Origin of the sequence: Ramlibacter montanisoli (genome assembly GCF_013087525.1) — a bacterium.
Lineage (GTDB): Bacteria > Pseudomonadota > Gammaproteobacteria > Burkholderiales > Burkholderiaceae_C > Ramlibacter > Ramlibacter montanisoli.
The window spans coordinates 4,280,721-4,302,723 of the sequence record NZ_JABFCS010000001.1 but is presented as its reverse complement, the minus strand read 5'-3'; the positions used below and the strand labels follow the sequence as shown (position 1 = coordinate 4,302,723).

Genomic DNA, 22,003 nt, shown 5'->3' with positions numbered 1-22,003 from the left:
GGCGGTGCGTACACTGCCCCCATGAGCACGATCCACGAACTGCGCCGCATCCTCGGCACCTGCCGCACGATCGCGGTGGTGGGCCTGTCGCCGCAATGGCACCGCCCCAGCTTCTTCGCCGCCAAGTACATGCAGGAGCACGGCTACCGCATCGTGCCCGTCAATCCCTCGGCCCCCGAGATCCTGGGCGAGCGCAGCTACGCCAGCGTGACCGCCGCCGCCGAGGCGCTGGAGAAGCAGGGCCAGAAGATCGACATGGTGGACTGCTTCCGCAAGAGCAGCGACATCCCGCCGATCGCCGAAGAAGCCATCGCCATCGGCGCGCAGTGCCTGTGGCTGCAGATCGGCGTGGTGGACGAAGCGTCGGCGGCCAAGGCGCGCGCCGCCGGCCTCGACGTGGTGATGGACCGCTGCGTGAAGATCGAGCACGCCCGCCTGTTCGGCGGCCTCAACTGGGCGGGCGTGAACACCAAGGTGATCTCGGCGCGCCGGCCGCAGCAATTGTTCTACTGAGCTGGGGTTCGCTTCGCTCACCACCAGCCTACGACCATGAGCCAGAAAGACCACGACTACGGCTTCGGCACGCGCGCGATCCACGCCGGCGCCATCCCCGACCCGGTGACCGGCGCCCGCGCCACACCCATCCACCAGACCACCAGCTTCGTGTTCGACTCCGCCGAGCACGCCGCCAGCCTGTTCAACCTGCAGACCTTCGGCAACGTCTACAGCCGCATCAGCAATCCGACCGTCGCAGTTCTGGAGGAACGGGTGGCCTCGCTCGAAGGCGGCCGCGCGGCACTGGCCTGCGCCACCGGCATGGCGGCGCAGATGACGGCGATCCTCGCCATCCTGAAGGCGGGCGACCACATCGTCGCCGCCTCCACGCTCTATGGCGGCACGGTGGGACAACTGGGCATCGGCTTCGGCCGGCTCGGCATAGCGACCACCTTCGTCGATCCCGAAGACCCCGACAACTTCCGGCGCGCGATCCGCCCCAACACGCGCGCCGTGTACGGCGAGACGCTGGGCAATCCGCTGGTGAACGTGTTCGACATCGAGGCGGTGGCGCAGGTCGCGCACGCCGAGGGCCTGCCGCTGATCATCGACAACACGGTGGCCAGCCCCTACCTGTGCAACCCCTTCGCCTTCGGCGCCGACATCATCGTGCACAGCGCGACGAAGTACCTCGGCGGCCACGGCACCACCATGGCGGGCGTCGTCGTGGAGTCGGGCAAGTTCGACTGGGGCAGCGGCCTCGCGGGACAGAAGTTCCCGGAGATGCTGGAACCGAGCCGCGCGTACCACGGCGTGAAGTTCTACGAGACCTTCGGCGACTTCGGCTACACGATGAAGGCCCGCATGGAAGTCAACCGCACCTTCGGCGGCGCGCTGTCGCCGCTGAACGCCTGGCTGATCCTGCAAGGCATCGAGACCCTGCACCTGCGCATGCAGGCGCATTGCCGCAACGCGCGCCGCGTCGCGGAATTCCTGAGCGACCATCCGCTGGTGAGCTGGGTGAACTACCCCGGCCTCGAGAATTCGCCGCACCATGCGCTGGCGAAGAAGCAGTTCCGCGCGATCGACGGCCAGCCGGGCGCGTCCGGCATCCTCACCTTCGGCATCCGGGCCGCCGATGCGGTGAAGGCCGGCGAGCGCTTCATCGACGCCTGCGAGTTCTTCAGCCACCTGGCGAACATCGGCGACGCCAAGACGCTGGTGATCCACCCGGCGTCCACCACGCACCGCCAGCTGGACGAGGAAGAACTGGCGCGCGCCGGGGTGCGGCCGGACATGATCCGCCTCTCCGTGGGCATCGAGGATGTCGAGGACATCCTGTGGGACCTGGACCAGGCGCTCAGGAAGGCCGTGTAGCCGGTTCGCGTTCCAGCCAGCAGAACAGGCCGGGGATGGCCTGCCGCTGCTCCTCGCGCACCGGCCGCCGCTCCATCGCCGCGACCCGGAAGCCGTGCTCCTGCGCCAGCCGCCGGATGCCCGCTTCCGAATGCGCGTAGCGCAGCGTGGAGCGCAGCTCCAGCTCGCCCCGCGTGCTTTCCTCCACCGTGAAGGCGAACACGCCGCCGGGGGACATGCGGGCGGCCACCGCGCGGAACACCTGCGACAGCTCGCCGACATAGATGAACACGTCCGCGGCCAGCACGCAGTCGAAGGCTTGCGGCGCGGCCGCCAGGAATTCGAGCGCGTCCGCGTGCTCCAGCGCGTCGTAGACCGCGAGCGCGCGGGCCTGGTCCAGCATGTTGGCCGACAGGTCCACGCCGGTGAGGCGTTCGGCCAGCGGCCGCAGCAGCGGGCCGGCCATGCCGGTGCCGCATCCCAGGTCGAGCGCATTGCGGAAGCGCGCGCCTGCGGCCGCCATGCGTTGCACCAGCACCTGCGGTGCGTCGTAACGCAGCGCCTGCTGCAGGTGCTGGTCGAAGCCCGTCGCATAGCCGTCGAACAGGGCCTCCACGTAGACGCGTGGCGGCTGGGCGGGCGCCTCACCCGCTTCCACCCCCGCGAGGTAATAGGCCAGCAGCTGGGGATCGCCGCCGCGGGCCAGCGCCTCGCGGAAGGAAGCCGCGGCTTCCTGCGGGCGACCCAGTTCCTTCAGCACGTTGCCGCGGAACATCCAGGGGGCCGGTGCCGAGGGATCGAGCGCCACGGCCCGGTCGAAGTGCGCCAGCGCCTCCGCCGGCCGGCCCAGGTCGGCCAGCGCCGTGCCGCAATGGCCCAGCGCCTCGGTGTTGTCCGGCTCCTGGGCCAGCGCCTGCTGCAACAGGGCCAGGCCCTCCGGCAGGCGACCCAGCTTCAGGCGGACGACGCCCAGGTTGGTCAGCACGGACGGCCGGCCCGGCGCCAGCACCAGGGCGGCGGCGAAGGCTTGCTCCGCCTGCCGCAGCCGGCCGGCCTGGTAGTGCCCCACGCCGTCCAGGAAGAGCGCCCGCGCACGCTCGAGTTCACTGTCCATGCTTTCCCTCAAAGAGGCGGGATGATAGGGCCTGCGACAATCACGCCCATGTCCTTCCCGCCGCTTGCCAACGACACCTTCCTGCGCGCCTGCCTGCGCCAGGCCACCCCTACACGCCCCTGTGGCTGATGCGCCAGGCCGGCCGCTACCTGCCCGAATACAAGGCGACCCGCTCCCGGGCCGGCAGCTTCATGGGCCTGGCCACCAACGTGCAATACGCCACCGAGGTGACCCTGCAGCCCCTGGACCGCTTCGCGCTCGATGCGGCCATCCTGTTCTCCGACATCCTCACGGTGCCGGACGCCATGGGCCTGGGCCTGAGCTTCGCCGAGGGCGAAGGCCCCAAGCTGGCACGGCCGCTGCGCGACGAGAAGAGCGTCGGCGCCCTGCAGGTGCCGGACCTCGAGAAACTGCGCTACGTGTTCGACGCGGTGACCTCGATCCGGCGCGCGCTCAATGGCCGCGTGCCCCTGATCGGCTTTTCCGGCAGCCCGTGGACGCTGGCCTGCTACATGGTCGAAGGCGGCGGTTCCTCGGACGACTGGCGCGGCGTCAAGAGCATGCTGTACAGCCGCCCGGACCTGATGCACCGGATCCTTGCCGTGAATGCCGAAGCGGTGGCCGGCTACCTGAACGCGCAGATCGACGCCGGCGCCCAGGCCGTGATGGTGTTCGACAGCTGGGGCGGCGCCCTGGCCGACAATGCCTTCCAGGAATTCAGCCTGCGCTACACGGCGCAGGTGCTCGCCAAGCTCAAGCGCACCGACGCCGCCGGCACCACCATCCCGCGCATCGTCTTCACCAAGGGCGGCGGCCTGTGGCTCGACGAGATGGAGAAGCTGGACTGCGACGTGCTCGGCGTGGACTGGACGGTGAACCTCGCGCGGGCGCGCGCCCTCGTGGGCGGTAGCAAGGCGCTGCAGGGCAACCTCGATCCGGCCGTGCTGTTCGCGCCGCCCGAACAGGTGGCCGCGGAAGCGCGCCGCGTGCTCGAGGACTTCGGCACGCCGCACAGCGGCACGGGCACCGGCCCCACACACGTGTTCAACCTCGGGCACGGCATCAGCCAACATACCCCGCCGGAACACGTGCATGCGCTGGTGGAAGCGGTGCATTCACATTCCGCGCACATGCGCGCTGCAGGACGCAAGGCCTGAGTCCGTGCATCAGGGAGTTCCCTAGCTGACAAGGCAGGGAATGACGACCGCGCGAGCTTGACTTATGCACAAAAACTGTGTTGCGGGGGCCGCGCCAGCCCAGCCGCAACAAAAGAGCGCTTCAAAATCAGTAGCGCTCGTAAGTTGTTGATTTTGCTAGGGTCGCGCGGATGCACATTTTTCGCACGGCCCAGCCAAGCCATTGATTTTTCGGGGTCTTCCGGCCAGCGGGCGGGCCCCTATCAACAAAGTTATCCACAGAATCGAGGGGTGGGATCAAAATCATGTGGAATCAAGGACTTACCCGGGTTTTCAAGAGCTGGGCTTAAGCAGCCAGCCTAAGCTCGCGAACGGATGAGCACCTTGGTCCATGTCGTGGTCCCGACGCCGGCGCACAGCACGGTGGGGGCCCCCTCAGCTACCGCAGTGAGTTCCCACTCGCCCCGGGCTCCTTGGTGCGCGTGCCCCTCGGGCGCCGCGAAGTCTGCGGCGTGGCCTGGGACGCGCCGGCCGATACAGCTGCGGCCCCGGCCGAATTGAAATCCATCGGCGCCCCCTGGGCGGGCTCCCCGCTGTCCGCCGCATGGCGGAGCTGGTGGGCTTCGCCGCCACCTATTACCAGCGCAGCCTGGGGGAAGTCGCCCTGGCCGCCTTGCCCCCGCAGTTGCGCGAGCTCGACGCGGTGCAGCTGGCGCGCCGTCTCAAGCGCGCAACGGCCGAGGTGGACTCCGGCGTCGCCGACGCCAGGCCCGAGCCCACGCCGGACCAGGCGCAGGCGCTGGCGGCCATCGCAGCGGAAGCAGGGCCTTTCCTGGTGTTCGGCGCCACCGGCAGCGGCAAGACCGAGGTCTACCTGCGCGCGGTCGAGTCACTGCTGCAACGCGACCCGCAGGCGCAGGCGCTGGTCCTGGTGCCGGAGATCAACCTCACGCCGCAGCTGCAGGCGCGCTTCGAGCAGCGCTTCGGAACCGGCGCGGTCGTCCCGCTGCACAGCGGCATGACCAACCCGCAGCGCCTGCGCAGCTGGATCGCCGCGCACCTGGGCAGCGCCCGCATCGTGCTGGGCACGCGCATGGCGGTGTTCGCCTCGCTGCCACGGCTGGGCCTGGTCGTGGTCGACGAGGAGCACGACCCCAGCTACAAGCAGCAGGAGGGCGCCCGCTACTCGGCGCGCGACCTGGCGGTGTACCGCGGCCGGCTGGAGGGCGTGAAGGTGATCCTGGGGTCGGCAACGCCCTCCCTGGAGAGCTGGCAGGCCTGCGAGCGGGGGCGCTACCGCTGCCTGGAGATGCCCAGCCGGGTGGGGTCCGGCGCCTTGCCGGCGGTGCGCATCGTCAACATGAACCACCAGCCGCGCGGCACGCTGTTCTCCCCGCCCCTGCTGGCGGCGATCGCCCAGCGCGTGGCCCGCGGCGAACAGTCCCTGGTGTTCCTGAACCGCCGGGGCTACGCGCCGGTGCTCGCCTGCATGGCCTGCGACTGGCGCAGCGAATGCCCCCACTGCAGCGCCTTCCGCGTCTTCCACAAGATCGACCGCACGCTGCGTTGCCACCACTGCGGTTTCACCGGAGCGCGTGCCGCGCTCCTGCCCCAAGTGCGGCAACGTGGACATCCAGCCGCTGGGCCGCGGCACGGAACGGCTGGAGGAGCAGCTGGCCGAACTGCTGGCCGACACCCGCCGGCCGGACGGCGAGCCGGTGCGCATCGCCCGCATGGATGCCGACAGCACGCGCCTGAAGGGCGCGCTGGAGCAGCAGCTCGCGCAGGTGCATTCGGGCGAGGTCGACGTGCTGGTCGGCACCCAGATGGTGACCAAGGGCCACGATTTCCGCAGCATCACGCTGGTGGCGGCGGTGAACCCGGACTCGGCGCTGTTCTCCAGCGACTTCCGCGCGCCCGAGCGCCTGTTCAGCCTGCTGATGCAGGCGGCGGGCCGCGCGGGGCGCGACGTGGTGCACGCGCAGGCGAGCGAGATGTGGGTGCAGACCTGGAATCCGGAGCATCCGCTGTTCACCGCGCTCAAGCGCCACGACTATCCGGCCTTCGCCGGCCAGCAGCTCAAGGAAAGGCAGCAGGCCGCGATGCCGCCCTTCGCCTACCAGGCGCTGCTGCGCGCCGACGCGCGCACGCAGGAGGTGGCGCAGGAGTTCCTGCGCTCGGCCGCGGAGCACAGTGCCGGCCTGGAGGGCAGCGGCCACGTCGTGGTGTACGCGCCGGTGCCGCTGGCGGTGCAGCGCGTGGCCAACGTGGAACGCGCGCAGCTGCTGCTGGAAAGCGGCTCGCGGCCGGCGCTGCAGGCCTTCCTGGCCGCGTGGCAGCCGGTCTTGCAGGGCCTGCGGGTGAAGGGGCTGATCCGCTGGGCGGTGGACGTGGATCCGCTGGCGATCTGACCGCTGGGGTGCCGCTTCGCTTGCACCGCCAGCCTACGAATCCGCCGCACCGCCTTTCAAAAGCAGGGCTTGCTGGTACAGCGTGTTGCGCGGCGCCCCCGTGATCTCCGCCGCCAGCTTCACCGCCGTCTTCACAGGCAGTTCCGCCAGCAGCAGCTTCAGCACCCGCTGCGCGTCCCTCGTCGCGGACCGCCGTCACGGGTGCAGCACCAGCGCGAATTCGCCGCGCGTGCGCTGCGGCGAGCCCTGCAGCCATGCCGGGAAGTCCGCGCAGCGCAGGGTGGCGATCTCCTCGAACTGCTTGGTGAGCTCGCGGCCGACCGTCAGTTCGCGCTCCCCCAGGGCCGCCAGGGTCTCGGCCAGGGCCGCGATGCGGTGCGGCGCCTCCAGCAGCACCACGGCGCGCACTTCCTGCCTCAGCGATTCCACCGCCTGCTGGCGCTCGCCGCCCTTGGCGGGCAGGAAGCCGAAGAACAGGAACGCGCTTTCTTCCGCCTGGGCCGGCAGCACGCTCAGGATCGCGGTCACGCTGCTGGCACCCGGCACCGGCACCACCGGCAGGCCCGCGGCCCGCACGGCGGCGACCACGCGCGCGCCGGGATCGCTGATGCCCGGCGTGCCGGCGTCGCTGGCATAGGCCACGCGCTGGCCCAGCTGCAGCCGGCGAACCACTTCCTGCGCGCCTTCCGCCTCGTTGTGGCGGTGCACGCCGAGCCAGGCCGACTTGTCGATGCCATAGGCGCGCAGCAGGGCCTGCGTGTGCCGGGTGTCCTCGCAGGCCACGGCGTCCACCATTTGGAGGACGTGCAGCGCGCGCAGCGTGATGTCCGCGAGGTTGCCGATGGGCGTGGCCAGCACGTACAGGCTACCCTGCGGGTACTGCTGCGCCGCGGCCGCGTCGCGCGCCGCGGCGAGCGCGGATGCAAAGGAAGCGCTCAATCAGTCTCCTTCGAAAGGCCGGGGGTGAGCACCAAGGAACAGGGCGATGCCGCGGAAGACCGGGCCCTCGCGCACCTGCGCGCGCGGGGCCTGGCTCTGCTGGTGCGCAATTATCGGACGCCCGGGCGCGGCGGCGGCGAGATCGACCTGGTCATGCGCGATCGCGACGGCACATTGGTGTTCGTGGAGGTGCGCAAGCGCGCGAGCCGCAGCTTCGGCGGCGCGGCCGCGAGCATAGGCTGGGACAAGCAGCGGCGCATCGTGTTCGCCGCGCGGCACTACCTGATGAGGCTGCAGGCGCCGCCGCCATGCCGTTTCGACGTCATCAGCATGGAAGGCGGCAGCATCCAGTGGATGCGTGCCGCCTTCGATGCTGGCTGAGGCTGGCCCGCAGGACGAGCCCCAGCAGAAAACGCACTCGGTGCTTAGCCGCGGTCGGCCTTGGGGGCCATCACGGGTTCGGCGGGGGCGGGGGCCGCACCCATCGCCTGGCGCTCTTCCACGATCACGGGAGCCGGGGCTTCCGCGACGACGGCGGGTTGCTCCACCACGGCCACGGGGGCCACGGTGGTGATCTGGGCGGTCTGGACCTGGTCGATCAGGCCGGGAACGCCCGTCTCACCCATGGAGGTGATGTGGGAGCTCTGCTGGCCAGCGCCCAGCGCATGGTTGGTGACGAACGGGTTCGGCGGCACGCCTTGGGCGACAGCAACACCGATCACGGCGACAGCGGACATACCGGCAACCAGACCGGCAATTTTTTTCAGAACAGCCATTGCAACTTCTCCTAGAACTTGATTTGTGGAACTTGAACCCTGCAGGCATCTAAGCCAGCAACGCAAGAATAGTGAGCCGCAACTTTGGCGGGGGTCAGTTCCATGCGGGACCTCGTGTCGGGTCAGGTCGGGGGTGCGTCGGCCATTGCCTCCCCACGCGCGTCCGATGCGGACTACATGAGGCGCATCGGGCGAAACATTGCGACAGATGGGGTAACGCGATGTTCACGCACGCTGCACAGGCCGGACATTTTTCACGGCGAGGCACGGCGGTATCATCAGAGGCCATGCTCGAGCAACGCATACAGCAGAACTTCATCGACAGCGCCGACCTGAAGTACCAGGCGGCGCAGACCCTCAGCAAGCCGATCGCGCAGGCGGTGCAAGCCATCCTCGCGTGCGTCACCAGCGGGGGCAAGGTGCTCGCCTGCGGCAACGGCGGGTCCGCCGCCGACGCGCAGCACTTCTCCGCCGAATTCGTGGGACGCTTCGAACGCGAACGCCCCGAGCTCGGTGCCATCGCGCTCACCACCGACAGTTCCATCCTGACGGCGATCGCGAACGACTACGACTACAACCGCATCTTCTCCAAGCAGGTGCGCGCATTGGGACAGGCCGGCGACGTGCTGCTGGCCCTTTCCACCAGCGGCAACTCCGCCAACGTGCTGGCCGCCATCGAGGCGGCGCACGAGCGCGAGATGACGGTGGTGGCGCTCACCGGCCGCGGCGGCGGCAAGATGGCGGGCGTGCTGCGCGAGACCGACGTGCACATCTGCGTGCCCCACGAACGCACCGCGCGCATCCAGGAAGTGCACATCCTCGCGCTGCACTGCATCTGCGACGGCGTGGATGCGCAACTCCTCGGCGACCAGGACAACCCCACATGACCCGAAAAGCCCTCTCTTCCCTGCCCCTGGCCTCGCTGGCCGCCGCCCTGCTGGCCACCACGCTGGCCGGCTGCGCCCCCTGATCCTCGGCGGCGCCGCCGTCGGCACCGTGCTGATGGTCAACGACAGGCGCAGCTCCGGCGCCCAGATCGACGACGAGGCGATCGAGCTGCGCGCGGGCGCCCGCCTGCGCGAGCAGATCGGCGAGCGCGCCCACATCAACATCACCAGCTACAACCGCCAGGTGCTGCTGACCGGCGAGGCGCCCACCGAGGCGATCCGCCAGCAGGCCGAACAGATCGCCTCGCGCGTGGACAACGTGCGCTCCATCGTCAACGAGATCGCGATCATGTCGCCCACCACGCTGCCGCAGCGCTCGGCCGACGTGCTGATCACGGGCAAGGTGCGCGCCTCCTTCGTGGACGCGCAGGACCTGCAGGCGAACGCCTTCAAGGTCGTCACCGAACGCGGCAGCGTGTTCCTGATGGGTCGCGTCACGCCACGGGAGGCCGAGCGCGCCACCAACATCGCGCGCCAGATCAACGGCGTGCAGCGCGTGGTGCGCATCTTCGAGGTGATGTCGCCCGAGGAACTGCGGCAGGCCGGCGTGGACGTGCCGGCCGGCCCGCTGACGCCGGCGACGGTCGCGCCCGCGACCACCGTGGCGCCCACCTCGCTCGCGCCGGCCAGCGCGCCGGCAGCAGGCCAAGCGCCCGCCGCCGGCGGCGCGATCGCCACGCCGGTGCGCTAGCGGCGGTGCGCCGGCGCGCCCGGGCGGCGCGTCAGCGCAGGCGCTTGATCAGGCTGGAGGTGTCCCAGCGCTTGCCGCCCATGGCCTGGACGTCCGCATAGAACTGGTCCACCAGCGCGGTGACCGGCATGCGCGCGCCGTTGCGCTTGGCCTCGTCCAGCACCAGGCCCAGGTCCTTGCGCATCCAGTCCACCGCGAAGCCGAACTCGAACTTGTCGGCGATCATGGTCTTGCCGCGGTTGTCCATCTGCCAGCTCTGGGCGGCGCCCTTGCCGATCACTTCCAGCACCTGCTCCATGTCCAGGCCGGCCTTCATGCCGAAGGCGATGGCTTCCGACAGGCCCTGCACCAGGCCGGCGATCGCCACCTGGTTGACCATCTTGGCGAGTTGACCCGAGCCGCTGGCACCCAGCAGCGTGAAGGCACGCGAGAAGGCCATGGCCACCGGTTTCGCGGCATCGAAGGCCGCCTGCTCGCCGCCGCACATCACGGTCAGCATGCCGTTCTGGGCGCCGGCCTGGCCGCCGGACACCGGCGCATCGACAAACTGCAGGCCGCGCTGCTTCGCCTCGGCGGACAGTTCGCGCGCGACGTCGGCCGAAGCGGTCGTGTGGTCGACCAGGATCGCGCCCGGCTTCATGCCGGCGAAGGCGCCCTGCTCGCCCAGCACCACCGAGCGCAGGTCGTCGTCGTTGCCGACGCAGCAGAACACCAGTTCGCAGCCCGCGACGGCCTCGCGCGGCGTGGCTGCGGCATTGCCCTTGAACTCCTTGCGCCAGGCCTCGCGCTTTTCCGCGCTGCGGTTGTAGACCGTCACCTGGTGGCCGGCCAGCGCGAGGTGCCCGGCCATGGGAAAGCCCATCACGCCCAGGCCGAGGAAGGCGACCTTGCGGGAGGGGGTGGATTCGTAAGTCTTGGGGTTGGTGCTGGCCATGCGTCCTCCGTTTGATCGAAGGGCGATTCTAGGATGGCCGCAAAGGAAAGCGGCCCCGCGGGGCCGCTCGTTCGATGCCTTGGGTCCCCGCCTGCACGGGGATGACGGTCAGACGATCGCCAGGTGCTCCGTGCCCGCCGACAGGTCCGACGACTTCGCGCGCTGCGAGTTCAGCTTGATTTGCAGGCGCAGGTCGTTGAGCGAGTCGGCGTTGCGCAGCGCGTCCTCGTAGGTGATCATGTTGTTCTCGTAGAGGTCGAACAGCGCCTGGTCGAAGGTCTGCATGCCCAGGTTGCGGCTCTTCTTCATGATCTCCTTGATCTCGGAGACTTCGCCCTTGAAGATCAGGTCGGAGATCAGCGGCGTGTTCAGCAGGATTTCCACCGCCGCCGAGCGGCCCTTGCCGTCCTGCTTGGGAATCAGGCGCTGCGACACGAAGGACTTGAGGTTCAGCGACAGGTCCATCAGCAGCTGCGGCCGGCGCTCTTCCGGGAAGAAGTTGATCACGCGGTCCAGCGCCTGGTTGGTGCTGTTGGCGTGCAGCGTGGCCATGCACAGGTGGCCCGTTTCGGCGAAGGCGATGGCATGTTCCATGGTCTCGCGGTCGCGGATCTCGCCCATCAGGATCACGTCGGGCGCCTGCCGCAGCGTGTTCTTCAGCGCCGCTTCCCAGCTGTCGGTGTCCAGCCCCACTTCGCGCTGCGTGACCACGCAGTTCTTGTGCGGGTGCACGAACTCCACCGGGTCCTCGATGGTGATGATGTGGCCGTAGCTCTGCTCGTTGCGCCAGTCGACCATGGCCGCCAGAGTGGTCGACTTGCCCGAGCCGGTGGCGCCCACCAGGATGACCAGGCCGCGCTTGGACATCACCACTTCCTTGAGCACCTGCGGCACGCCCAGCCCGTCGATGGTCGGCAGCACCTGCGGGATCACCCGCAGCACCATGCCCACCTTGCCCTGCTGCACGAAGGCATTGACGCGGAAGCGCCCCACGCCCGGCGGCGAGATCGCGAAGTTGCACTCCTTGGTGCGCTCGAATTCCGCCGCCTGCTTGTCGTTCATGATCGAACGCGCCAGCGCCAGCGTGTGGGTGCCGTTCAGTGGCTGCGGCGACACCTTGGTCACCTTGCCGTCGACCTTGATGGCCGGCGGGAAGTCGGCCGTGATGAAGAGGTCGGAGCCGTTGCGGCCCACCATCAGCTTCAGCAGGTCGTTGATGAACTTTGTTGCCTGGTCGCGTTCCATGGTGCGCGGCTCCTTATCCGGGGAAGTTCTCGGGGATCTTCGCCTTGCTGCGGGCTTCGGCGGCGCTGATCTGGTTGCGCTTGACCAGCTCGGTGAGGTTCTGGTCCAGGGTCTGCATGCCCACGCTGTTGCCGGTCTGGATGGCGGAGTACATCTGCGCCACCTTGGCTTCGCGGATCAGGTTCCGGATCGCCGAAGTGCCGATCATGATCTCGTGCGCCGCCACCCGGCCGCTGCCGTCCTTGGTCTTGCACAGGGTCTGCGAGATCACCGCCTGCAGCGATTCCGACAGCATGGCACGGACCATTTCCTTTTCGTCGGCGGGGAACACGTCGATGATCCGGTCGATGGTCTTGGCGGCGCTGGAGGTGTGCAGCGTGCCGAACACCAGGTGGCCGGTTTCGGCGGCCGTCATGGCGAGGCGGATCGTTTCCAGGTCGCGCATTTCGCCCACCAGGATGCAGTCCGGGTCCTCACGCAGGGCCGAACGCAGCGCGGCGGCGAAGGACAGCGTCATCGGGCCGACTTCCCGCTGGTTGACCAGGCACTTCTTGGACTCGTGCACGAATTCGATCGGGTCTTCCACCGTCAGGATGTGGCCGTACTCGGTCTCGTTCAGGTAGTTGACCATCGCCGCCAGCGTGGTGGACTTGCCCGAACCCGTGGGGCCGGTCACCAGCACCATGCCGCGCGGCTTGAGCGCCAGGTCGCCGAAGATCTTGGGCGCGTTGAGCTGCTCCAGCGTGAGGATCTTGGAGGGAATCGTCCGGAACACGGCGGCGGCGCCGCGGTTCTGGTTGAAGGCGTTGACGCGGAAGCGGGCCAGCCCCTCGATCTCGAACGAGAAGTCGCACTCCAGGAACTCCTCGTACGCCTTGCGCTGCGTGTCGTTCATGATGTCGTACACCATGGAGTGCACCTGCTTGTGGTCCATGGGGTCGATGTTGATGCGGCGCACGTCGCCGTGCACGCGGATCATGGGCGGCAGGCCGGCCGACAGGTGCAGGTCCGACGCCTTGTTCTTCACGCTGAACGCGAGCAGCTGGGTAATATCCACGGGTCCCTCTTTGTTCCTTTATGGTCCTCGCCAACGGTGCCCCACCGAGGGTGGCCGGCCCATTATGACGACGATTGCAGCCAACCTCCAGAGCGTGCACCAGCGGATCGCCGACGCTTGCGCAGCCGCGCAACGCCACGTGAACGAAGTCACGCTGCTTCCCGTGTCCAAGACCTTCGGCCCCGAGGCGGTGCGCGAAGCCCATGCCGCGGGCGAAACCGCCTTCGGAGAGAACTACATCCAGGAGGCGGTGGAGAAGCAGGCGCTGCTGGCGGACCTGCCGCTGCAATGGCATTGCATCGGGCCGATCCAGAGCAACAAGACGCGGCTGGTCGCGCAGCACTTCGCCTGGGCGCACACCATCGACCGGCTGAAGATCGCGCAGCGCCTGTCCGAGCAGAGGCCGCAGGTGATGCCGCCGCTGTCGGTGTGCATCCAGGTGAACATCGACGGCGGCGCCAGCAAGGCAGGCGTGCCCCGGGCGAGGCACTGGCGCTGGCGCGCGAGGTGCACGCGCTGCCTCGCCTGAAGCTGCGCGGCCTGCTGACGATTCCCGAACCCGCACAGGAGTTCGCCGCCCAGCTCGCCGTGCACCGCCGGGCGCGGGCTCTCTACGAGGAACTGCGCGCGGCGGGACTGCCGCTGGACACCCTGTCGATGGGCATGACAGGCGACCTCGAAGCGGCGATCCACGCCGGCAGCACCATGGTGCGGGTGGGGACGGCGATCTTCGGGGCGCGCCCCGCGAAGGCCTGACTACTTCTTGGGCGCGGGCATCGGCTTCACGTTGCCGCAGTCGGCCTTGAGCCACTTGCCCTTGGTTTCCATCGTGGTCGTGTCGCTGCGGCCCTGCGATGCCATCTTCATGGTCATCTTGCTGGTGTAGGCCTCCGGACCCGAGTAGGTGACCTGCCCCTCGCCGCTGGAAGGCGGGTTGCTGCAGGTGAAGGCGAACTTGTGCGTGTTGCCGCTGCGCTGGTTCACGGTGGTGCGGCAGCCGTCCTGCATGGGCACGTCGTTGCGCTCGACCATCTCCTTGGTGAAGCACATCTGCATGGCCATGCCGCCGCCGGACCCCGGCGCCATCCGCATGCCCTGCTGCCCCATCGCGGCTTCCATCTGCTTGCGCTGCTGCGGCGACATCTGCGCCATGGACTTCTGCATTTCGGCCATGGCCTGGTCCATTTCGCCGCCCTTCATGTTGTTGTGGATTTCCCACAGACCGGGCTTCAGGGTCTGGGCCGCGGCGGGCAGGCAGGCGGCGGCGAGCACGCCGCAGGCGATCAGGGACGGGATGCGCATGGGGACCTCTCTCTCCTTGGGAACCGGTCCATTCTGCCGCGCGGCGGGTGGACTGCACAGCACCGCATGGCCTGCGCGCTACACCCGCAGGGGCAGGCGCGTGGTGCTTTTCACTTCCTCCATCACCGCGTAGGTCCGCGTCTCGCGCACCCCTGGCAGCTGCCACAGCACGGTGCCGGCGAAGTCGCGGTAGGCCTGCATGTCGCCCACGCGCGTCTTGAGCAGGTAGTCGAAGCCGCCCGCGACCATGTGGCATTCCAGGATCTGCGGGTGCACCTGCACGGCGGCCTTGAAGGCCTCGAACACGTTGGGCGTGGTCCGGTCCAGAAGCACCTCCACGAACACCAGCATGCCCACGCCCAGCTTCACCGGGTCCAGCCGCGCCTCGTAACCGAGGATGAAGCCGTCGCGGGTGAGCCGCTGCACGCGCGCCAGCACGGCGGTCGGCGACAGCGCCACCGCCTCCGCGAGCTTGAGGTTCGAGAGGCGGCCGTCCGCCTGCAGGACCTGCAGGATCTTGAGGTCGATGCGGTCGATGTCGGAGGCGTTCAGTTCCACTGGCCGGATTTTCTTTCGTCAGATTGGCCAACTTTAGCGAAACATTCGTCAGCGCACCAGCGACGATCCAGTCGTTCCACACTGGATGCCATGCCGAATTCCACCCAACGCCTGCCCAACCCGTACCGGCCCGAGGCCGCCATCGTCGCCGACCGACTGCAGGCCCTGCAGGGTGCTCTGGACTGGGCCGGCGCGGCACAGGCCGCCGCGCCCTGGGTGGCGGCGGTGCGACGCAACCCACCGCCTTTCTGGGCGATGGAAAGCCTGCTGAAGGAGTACCCGATCTCCAGCGCCGAGGGCCTGGCGCTCATGCGCCTGGCCGAGGCCCTGCTGCGGGTGCCCGATGCCGAGACCGCGATCGCGCTGACCGCCGACCAGCTCTCGCGCGCCGATTTCGAAGGCTCGGCCGACAGCGCGCTGGCGCGCCTGTCGCACAGCGCGATCTCGCTGTCCAAGCGCTTCCTGCCCGGCGACGGCGCGCAGGCCGAGGGAGGGCTGTTCGCGCGGCTGGGCGCGCGCACGGTGGTGGGCGCGACGCTGCGCGCCGTGCAGCTGCTCGGTCGCCAGTTCGTGCTGGGACAGACGATCGCCGAAGCGATGCAGGAGGCCGCCGGGGCGCGCCGCCGCCAGGCCAACCTGCGCTTTTCCTACGACATGCTGGGCGAAGGCGCGCGCACCGAGGAGGACGCGCAGCGCTACCTGCTGCACTACCAGGAAGCGATCGCCGCCATCGCCGCCGGCGCGCAGCCGGATCGCCCGGTGCAGCACAACGACGGCATCTCCATCAAGCTGAGCGCGCTGCATCCGCGCTACGAGGCCCTGCAGCAGGAACGCGTGATGCAGGAACTGGTGCCGCGCGTGTGGGGCCTGTGCGAGCTGGCGGCGAAGGCCAACATCAACCTCACCATCGACGCCGAGGAGGTGGACCGCCTGGAGCTGTCGCTGGACGTGTTCGAGGCGCTCGCCCCGCAGGTCGGGCGTGCGCATCCGCAGTGGCAGGGCTTCGGCCTCGCGCTGCAGTCCTACCAGACCCGCGCGGTCGAACTGATTACGGAGGTGGCCGTCATCGCCCGCAGGCACGGCATCCGCCTCATGTGCCGGCTGGTCAAGGGGGCCTACTGGGACGCCGAGATCAAGCGCGCACAGGAACTGGGCCTGCCGCACTATCCCGTGTTCACGCACAAGCACCACACCGACGTGTCCTACCTCGCCTGCGCGCGGGCGCTGCTGGACGCGCACGACGTGATCTTCCCCCAGTTCGCCACCCACAACGCCGGCACCATCGCGGCCATCGTGCAGATGGCCAACCGCAACGGCGCGGCCTTCGAACTGCAGCGGCTGCACGGGATGGGAGAGGGCATCTACCGCGAGGTGCTGCAGAACCCGCTGCTCGCCTGCCGCGTGTACGCGCCCGTGGGGCAGCACCGCGACCTGCTCGCCTACCTGGTGCGCCGGCTGCTGGAAAACGGCGCCAACTCCTCCTTCGTGCACAAGCTGGCCGACGAGTCCATCGGCCTGGAAGAACTGCTGCAGTCGCCGCTGCACCTGGCGCCCGAACCCTCGCTGCCCTTGCCGCCGGACCTGTACGGGCCGGCGCGGCGCAACAGCCTGGGGCTGGACCTCGCGGTGCCGGCGATGCGCGCTCCGCTGGAGCGGGCGCTGGCGGCGACGGTCGTGCCCGCGATCCCGTTCGCCGATGCGGCGCAGGTGCCGCAGGCCGTGGACCGCTCGCTCGAAGCGGGGCGTTCCTGGGAGCGCGTCCCCGTGGCAACGCGCGCGGCCATCCTGCGGCGGGCGGCCGACGCGATGGAAGCGGACCTGCCGCGCCTGTGCGCGCTGCTGGTGAAGGAAGGCTCCAAGGCCTGGGGCGACAGCGTCGCCGAAGTGCGCGAGGCCGTGGACTTCCTGCGCTACTACGCCAACGAGGCCGAGCGCATCCTGCAGCCGGTCACGCTGCCCGGCCCCACCGGCGAAAGCAACGTGCTGCGCCTCACCGGCCGCGGCGCCTGGGTGTGCATCAGCCCCTGGAACTTCCCGCTGGCGATCTTCACCGGCCAGGTGGCGGCGGCGCTGGTCACCGGCAACACCGTGCTGGCGAAACCGGCGGAACAGACGCCGGCGATCGCCCTGGAAGCCGTGCGCCTGCTGCACGCCGCCGGCGTGCCGGCCGATGCGCTGCAGCTGCTGCACGGCCCCGGCGAGACCGTCGGCGCGGCGCTGGTGGCCGGCCGAGCCGCGCATCGCCGGCGTCGTGTTCACCGGCTCGACCCAGGTCGCCAAGATCATCCAGCGCGCGCTGGCCGCCAAGGAAGGGCCCATCGTGCCCCTGATCGCCGAGACCGGCGGCATCAACGTGATGCTGGTGGACTCCACCGCGCTGCCCGAACAGGTGGCCGATGCGGTGGTGCAGAGCGCCTTCCGCTCCGCGGGGCAGCGCTGCTCCGCGCTGCGGCTGCTGGTGGTGCACGAGGCGGTGGCCGACGGCGTGATCCGCATGATCCAGGGTGCGGCGCGCGAACTGGTCACCGGCGATCCTTCGCAGTGGCGCACCGATGTCGGCCCGGTGATCGACGGCGACGCCTTCGCCGGCCTGCAGCGCCACCTGGCGCGCCTGCAGGCGGAAGCCAAACCGCTGCTGCCACCGGCGACACCGGATCCGGTGACGCGGCTGATCCCACCGCAGGCCTTCGAGGTGGCCTCGGTCGAACAGGTGAAGCACGAGATCTTCGGCCCGGTGCTGCACGTGGCGCGCTGGCGCGGCGACCCGCAGGAGGTGATCCATGCGATCAACCGGATCGGCTACGGCCTCACGCTGGGCATCCAGACGCGCATCGACAGCCGCGCGGAGGCGCTGGCACGCGAGGCGCGCATCGGCAACGTCTACGTCAACCGCAACATGATCGGTGCGGTGGTGGGCGTGCAGCCTTTCGGCGGCGAAGGGATGTCGGGCACGGGGCCCAAGGCGGGCGGGCCGAACTACCTCACGCGTTTCTGCGCGGAGCAGACGGTGACGATCAACACCACCGCCGCGGGCGGCAACGTGGCCTTGCTCGCCTAGTTCAGCGGCGCGGGCAAGGAGAGCATCTCCGAGTCCGGCGGCATCGTCGCCGCGAAGCGCGGCATCCGGCGGCGGCGCGGCAGTTCCTGCAGCCTCGCGGGCTGCTCCTGCTGCCCGACCCTCGCAGGCTGGGCGGACTCGGCATCCGCGAGCCGGAACCGGGCCACGGTGTCCACCAGGTTCGCAGCCTCCCCCGCCATCGCCTGCGCCGACTCCGCGGCCTGCTGCACCAGCGCCGCGTTGCTCTGCGTGGTGCCGTCCATCTGCGCGATGGCCCGGTTGACCTGCTCGATGCCGGCCAATTGCTCGGCGCTCGCGTGCGCGATCTCCGCGACCAGCGCATTGACCTTCTTCACCGATCCGACGATCTCGTCCATCGTCCGGCCGGCCTCTTCCACCTGGCGCACGCCGCCGTCCACGCGGCCGGTCGCGTCCTGGATCAGGGCCTTGATTTCCTTGGCCGCCTCGGCCGAGCGCTGCGCCAGCGAGCGCACCTCGCTCGCCACCACGGCGAAGCCGCGGCCCTGCTCGCCCGCCCGCGCGGCTTCGACCGCCGCGTTGAGCGCGAGGATGTTGGTCTGGAACGCGATGCCGTCGATCACGCCGATGATGTCGCCGATGCGGGTGGAGGCGGTGTGGATGCCCTGCATGGTGGTCACCACGCCGCGCACCGCCTCGCCGCCGCGCGCCGCGACGTCCGACGTGCTGCGCGCCAGCTTGCTCGCCTCATTGGCGCCCTGAGCGTTCTGCTGCACGGTGGCGGTGAACTCCTCCATGCTGGACGCGCTCTCCTCCAGGCTGGCCGCCTGTTCCTCGGTGCGCGACGCGAGATCGCCGCTGCCCTGCTCGATGCGCGAGGCCCCGCTGCGCACCCGCTCGGCGGCCTGCCGGATGTCGGCGACCGACCCGGACAGTGCCCGCCGCATCAGCTCGAGCGCCTCCACCAGCTGGCCCACCTCGTCGCCCGACCGCGCCGTGATCGGCTGCGTCAGGTCGCCGCCCGCGATGCGCAGGGCGGACGCCTTGGCCTCGCCGACCGGCCGCAGGATGCCGCGGCCCGTGAAGAAGGCGATGGCGACACCCAGCAGCACGCACAGCCCGGTGGACACGCCGACGACGGTCACCATCCAGCGGTGCTGGGCGCGGTTTTCCTGCACGGAGCTTTCCGCATCCGCCATGGTCGCGACGAAGGACTCGCGCAGCAGGCGGTTCATGCCCTGTTGCTGCGGGCCGAGCTCGGCCAGCACGGTCTTGGCGTCGTCCATGCGCCAGGCAGCGGCATGCTCCATAAGAGTCTTTTCAAGCGCCGCCATGCGTTCGCCAAGCTCCACCACGCGCTGCAGGACGTGACGGGCGGCGCCCACCTGGGAGGCATCTGCCACGTCGGCCAGCCGGCGGGAGGTCCCGGTGTGCGCGGCACCGTTGACCTGGAGCAGCCGCTCGACCGCCCGGCGCTCGTCCATGGTGTACCCCAACACCAGATCACGCAGGAGCAGCGCACGTTCGGACCCGGTCTCCTGCATTCGCCCGAGCGCGTCGAGCATGGCGATGTGCTGCGTGACCAGTTCGTCGGCTTGTCGCTGCAGTCGTTGCAGCTGAACCACACCTGCGCCCGCAACGAGCAGCAAGAGCAGCAGGACCGCACCGAATCCCACAGCCAGGCGCATGGCGATCCCGCGCCCTTGGATGGCAGACCAGACTCGCATCGAAACCTCCTCCAGGGAGAGACGGTTCAACCCGCAGGTGTAACCGCGTGTATCAACTCGTTCAGTGTGAGCGATTCGGGCCCTGGTGGCAAACGATTCCGGCGGGGATGTGCGGAATAGTGGACGGGAGCGGCTCCGGGGCCGCGGATTGCTAGACCTTGAGCAGGTTTCGGGAGATGCGTTGCTTAACGGGGTCGCCCAGCAGCTCGGTGGCGCTGGGCAGCTTGCCGTCGTAGGCGCCCAGCACTTCCTGCAGGGCCGCCAGGGTGCGCTTCAGCTGGTCTGCGTCACCGTCGCGCTTGTCGAGATCGGCGCGCATGTCGTCCAGCGCGCGGAACAGCAGCGCGCGGGTGTTGCCGCGGATCACGAGGTTGCCGTCGGATTGCCAGATCGCCTTGTGCATGTATTTCATTTGGAGCATCTCCCTGGTAGGACTCCAGAATGCTCCGGTGCGGGGGCCGCGCCTGTGGGTGTGGCGTGCTTCCTGGCGCAGGCATGGCGCGGCGCACCGCGTCAGCGCCAAGCACAGCGGACACCGCGCCGCGCGGGAAGCGACGTGTCAGCCAAATGCCCGCTGGCAAGATCAACAGTGCGCGGAAGCCTCAGCCCGCCTGGTAGCTGTCCCGCAGCTGGCGCTTGAGCACCTTGCCGATGTCGCTGCGCGGCAGCTCCTGCAGGTAGCGCACGTCGACCAGCCGCTGGGTCTTGCCCAGGCGTTCGTTGGCCCAGGCGCGCAGCTCCTGCGCGGACGGTGCGCCGGAATGCGGCACCACGAAGGCGACCGGCGACTCGCCCCACTCCTGCGAAGGCACGCCCACCACCGCCGCATCGGCCACGCCCGGGTGCTGGCGCAGCACCGCCTCCAGGTCGCTCGGGTAGATGTTGAAGCCGCCGCTGATCACCATGTCCTTGCGCCGGTCCATCAGGGTGAGGAAGCCGTCGGCGTCGAAGCGGCCGACGTCGCCGGTGCGGATGTAGCGGTTTCCCTCGGGGTCGTACCACTCGGCCTCGCGCGTCTTGCCCAGCTGGTTCTGGTAACCCGTCATCATCGAAGCCGAGCGGCCCACCACCTCGCCGATCTCGCCGGCCGGCAGCTCGCGACCTTCCTCGTCGATCAGGCGGATGTCGTGCCCTTCGGCCGGCCTGCCCACCGTGTGCAGCTTGTCCGGGAAGTTGTGCGCCTCCAGGATGCAGGTGCCGCCGCCTTCGGTCATCCCGTAGTACTCCACCAGCCCGCCGGGCCAGCGCTGGAGGATGTCGGCTTTCAGCGCTGCCGCGAAGGGCGCGCTGGTGCAGAACTTCATGCGGAAGGACGACAGGTCGTGGCGCCCGAAGTCCGGCACCGCCATCAGCCGCTGGTACTGCACGGGCACCAGCATCGCGTGCGTGGCGCGCGCGTCCTCGGCCAGCGCCAGGTAGCCGGCGGGATCGAAGCGGCCCTCGGTCATCACCACGGTGCCGCCCTTGGCCAAGCACGGGAACACCGACACCAGCGTGGTGTTGGAACACAGCGAGGTGGCTGCCATGGCCACCGCGTCGGGACCGTAGCCGTAGTTCTCGCCGCGCGCCACGTGCGCCCAGCGCATGGCGTGCGGCTGCACGATGCCCTTGGGCGTGCCGGTGGTGCCCGAGGAATAGATGATGTTGAAGGGCCAGGCCGGATCGATCGCCACGGGCCGGGGCGCCTGCCGCCCGCTGCCCAGCCAGGTATCGAGCTGCTCCAGCGGCACGCGTGTCGCTGCCGTGGCGAATTGCGGCACGCCCGCGTCCGCGAACAGGAAGCGGGCACCGCTGTCGGCCACCATGCCGGACAGCTGTTCCGGCAGCGCGCCGGTGGGCAGCGGCGCCACCGCCAGGCCGGCGCGCAGTCCTCCGAGGAAGAGCGCGACGTAGGGGATCGAATTGGCGCCGCAGATCGCGATGCTCTGCGTCGGCTGCAGGCCTTCCGCCTGCAGGCGGGCCGCGACCCGGTCGGCCTGCGCGTCGAGCTCGCCCCAGGTCATGCGGCCGCTGCCATGCCGCAGCGCCAGGTGCTGCGGTCGCGCGCGTGCGTTCTCGCGGATCAGGTCGGGGATGGCGCGAAAGGGCGGCAGGCCCGCGGGCGCCGGCGTCGGTGCGGAATTCAAGCTCGTCTCCTTGTCCCGCGCACTGTACGTCAGCGGGCGTGGCGTGCCTGTCACCCACCAGCTTGCGGACGGCTGTGTCCGACAGTACGCATGTGCCGGTGCCGACGCCCGGCCGCGGGGTGCGCCCCCAGACTGTGCGCATCACCCACCCG

The 22,003-nt window shown here is 69.6% G+C and carries 14 protein-coding genes and 6 pseudogenes; 9 read left to right on the top strand and 11 right to left on the bottom strand.

Translation table 11 applies throughout. The annotated features are described in order from the left end of the window. Positions 1-21: 21 nt before the first annotated feature. Together HK415_RS21390 and HK415_RS21385 are read left to right on the top strand one after the other, a co-directional pair. Entirely contained in the window at positions 22-513 is a 492-nt protein-coding gene (locus HK415_RS21390; RefSeq protein ID WP_171562750.1) for a CoA-binding protein, read from the top strand. Positions 514-549: 36 nt separating this feature from the next. Then, complete coding sequence (locus HK415_RS21385; RefSeq protein WP_171562748.1) at positions 550-1,872, top strand: O-acetylhomoserine aminocarboxypropyltransferase/cysteine synthase family protein; 1,323 nt, start codon at positions 550-552, stop codon at positions 1,870-1,872. Here HK415_RS21385 and HK415_RS21380 read toward each other — a convergent pair. Continuing rightward, positions 1,856-2,965, bottom strand: a complete 1,110-nt coding sequence (locus HK415_RS21380; RefSeq protein WP_171562746.1) for a tetratricopeptide repeat protein — start codon at positions 2,963-2,965, stop codon at positions 1,856-1,858. The genes HK415_RS21385 and HK415_RS21380 overlap by 17 nt on opposite strands. Positions 2,966-3,013: 48 nt before the next feature. Here HK415_RS21380 and hemE point away from each other — a divergent pair. Further along, positions 3,014-4,122, top strand: a pseudogene (hemE, locus tag HK415_RS21375) (uroporphyrinogen decarboxylase). Between the two features lie 354 nt (positions 4,123-4,476). Further along, positions 4,477-6,512, top strand: a pseudogene (priA, locus tag HK415_RS21370) (replication restart helicase PriA). Between the two features lie 33 nt (positions 6,513-6,545). Here priA and rsmI read toward each other — a convergent pair. After that, positions 6,546-7,451: pseudogene (gene rsmI / locus HK415_RS21365) on the bottom strand (16S rRNA (cytidine(1402)-2'-O)-methyltransferase). Between the two features lie 24 nt (positions 7,452-7,475). On the opposite strand from rsmI, the gene HK415_RS21360 reads away from it, so the two are divergent. Then, the gene (locus tag HK415_RS21360) at positions 7,476-7,832 is read left to right on the top strand and encodes a YraN family protein (RefSeq protein WP_171562744.1); all 357 of its coding nucleotides are present in this window, start codon (positions 7,476-7,478) and stop codon (positions 7,830-7,832) included. 44 nt (positions 7,833-7,876) lie between these two features. Here the strand turns inward: HK415_RS21360 and HK415_RS21355 are convergent, their stop codons facing one another. Beyond that, on the bottom strand, positions 7,877-8,227 hold the full coding sequence (locus HK415_RS21355) for a hypothetical protein (RefSeq protein ID WP_171562742.1): 351 nt from the start codon (positions 8,225-8,227) through the stop codon (positions 7,877-7,879). Positions 8,228-8,514: 287 nt separating this feature from the next. On the opposite strand from HK415_RS21355, the gene HK415_RS21350 reads away from it, so the two are divergent. Then, the gene (locus HK415_RS21350) at positions 8,515-9,114 is read left to right on the top strand and encodes a phosphoheptose isomerase (RefSeq protein WP_171562740.1); all 600 of its coding nucleotides are present in this window, start codon (positions 8,515-8,517) and stop codon (positions 9,112-9,114) included. After that, positions 9,111-9,865: pseudogene (locus HK415_RS21345) on the top strand (BON domain-containing protein). The gene HK415_RS21350 and the pseudogene HK415_RS21345 overlap by 4 nt, the downstream one beginning before the upstream one ends. 31 nt (positions 9,866-9,896) lie before the next feature. Here the strand turns inward: HK415_RS21345 and HK415_RS21340 are convergent. The 3 genes from HK415_RS21340 to HK415_RS21330 form a co-directional block, all read right to left on the bottom strand. Continuing rightward, positions 9,897-10,799 carry an NAD(P)-dependent oxidoreductase gene (locus tag HK415_RS21340; protein WP_171562738.1) on the bottom strand — a complete coding sequence of 301 codons (903 nt, stop codon included), beginning with the start codon at positions 10,797-10,799 and terminating at the stop codon, positions 9,897-9,899. Between the two features lie 108 nt (positions 10,800-10,907). After that, the gene (locus HK415_RS21335) at positions 10,908-12,044 is read right to left on the bottom strand and encodes a PilT/PilU family type 4a pilus ATPase (protein WP_171562736.1); all 1,137 of its coding nucleotides are present in this window, start codon (positions 12,042-12,044) and stop codon (positions 10,908-10,910) included. Positions 12,045-12,057: 13 nt separating this feature from the next. Further along, positions 12,058-13,101, bottom strand: coding sequence for a type IV pilus twitching motility protein PilT (locus HK415_RS21330; RefSeq protein WP_171562734.1), 1,044 nt, complete (start codon positions 13,099-13,101; stop codon positions 12,058-12,060). 64 nt (positions 13,102-13,165) lie between these two features. Between HK415_RS21330 and HK415_RS21325 the strand changes: the two are divergent. Continuing rightward, positions 13,166-13,857, top strand: a pseudogene (locus HK415_RS21325) (YggS family pyridoxal phosphate-dependent enzyme). Here HK415_RS21325 and HK415_RS21320 read toward each other — a convergent pair. Both HK415_RS21320 and HK415_RS21315 read right to left on the bottom strand, forming a co-directional pair. Then, complete coding sequence (locus HK415_RS21320) at positions 13,858-14,403, bottom strand: DUF3617 domain-containing protein (RefSeq protein ID WP_171562732.1); 546 nt, start codon at positions 14,401-14,403, stop codon at positions 13,858-13,860. A gap of 78 nt (positions 14,404-14,481) precedes the next feature. Then, positions 14,482-14,961 (bottom strand): Lrp/AsnC ligand binding domain-containing protein, encoded by a 480-nt coding sequence (locus HK415_RS21315; protein WP_171562730.1) that lies wholly within the window; start codon positions 14,959-14,961, stop codon positions 14,482-14,484. 90 nt (positions 14,962-15,051) lie between these two features. Between HK415_RS21315 and HK415_RS21310 the strand changes: the two are divergent. Next, positions 15,052-18,019 (top strand): annotated as a pseudogene (locus tag HK415_RS21310) (L-glutamate gamma-semialdehyde dehydrogenase). Here HK415_RS21310 and HK415_RS21305 read toward each other — a convergent pair. The 3 genes from HK415_RS21305 to HK415_RS21295 form a co-directional block, all read right to left on the bottom strand. Continuing rightward, positions 18,016-19,755 carry a methyl-accepting chemotaxis protein gene (locus HK415_RS21305; protein ID WP_216369852.1) on the bottom strand — a complete coding sequence of 580 codons (1,740 nt, stop codon included), beginning with the start codon at positions 19,753-19,755 and terminating at the stop codon, positions 18,016-18,018. The pseudogene HK415_RS21310 and the gene HK415_RS21305 overlap by 4 nt on opposite strands. 121 nt (positions 19,756-19,876) lie before the next feature. Then, positions 19,877-20,137, bottom strand: coding sequence for a hypothetical protein (locus tag HK415_RS21300; RefSeq protein ID WP_171562722.1), 261 nt, complete (start codon positions 20,135-20,137; stop codon positions 19,877-19,879). A gap of 190 nt (positions 20,138-20,327) precedes the next feature. Further along, a complete protein-coding gene (locus tag HK415_RS21295; RefSeq protein ID WP_171562720.1) occupies positions 20,328-21,851 on the bottom strand; it encodes a class I adenylate-forming enzyme family protein in 1,524 nt (507 codons plus the stop codon). Positions 21,852-22,003 lie beyond the last annotated feature (152 nt).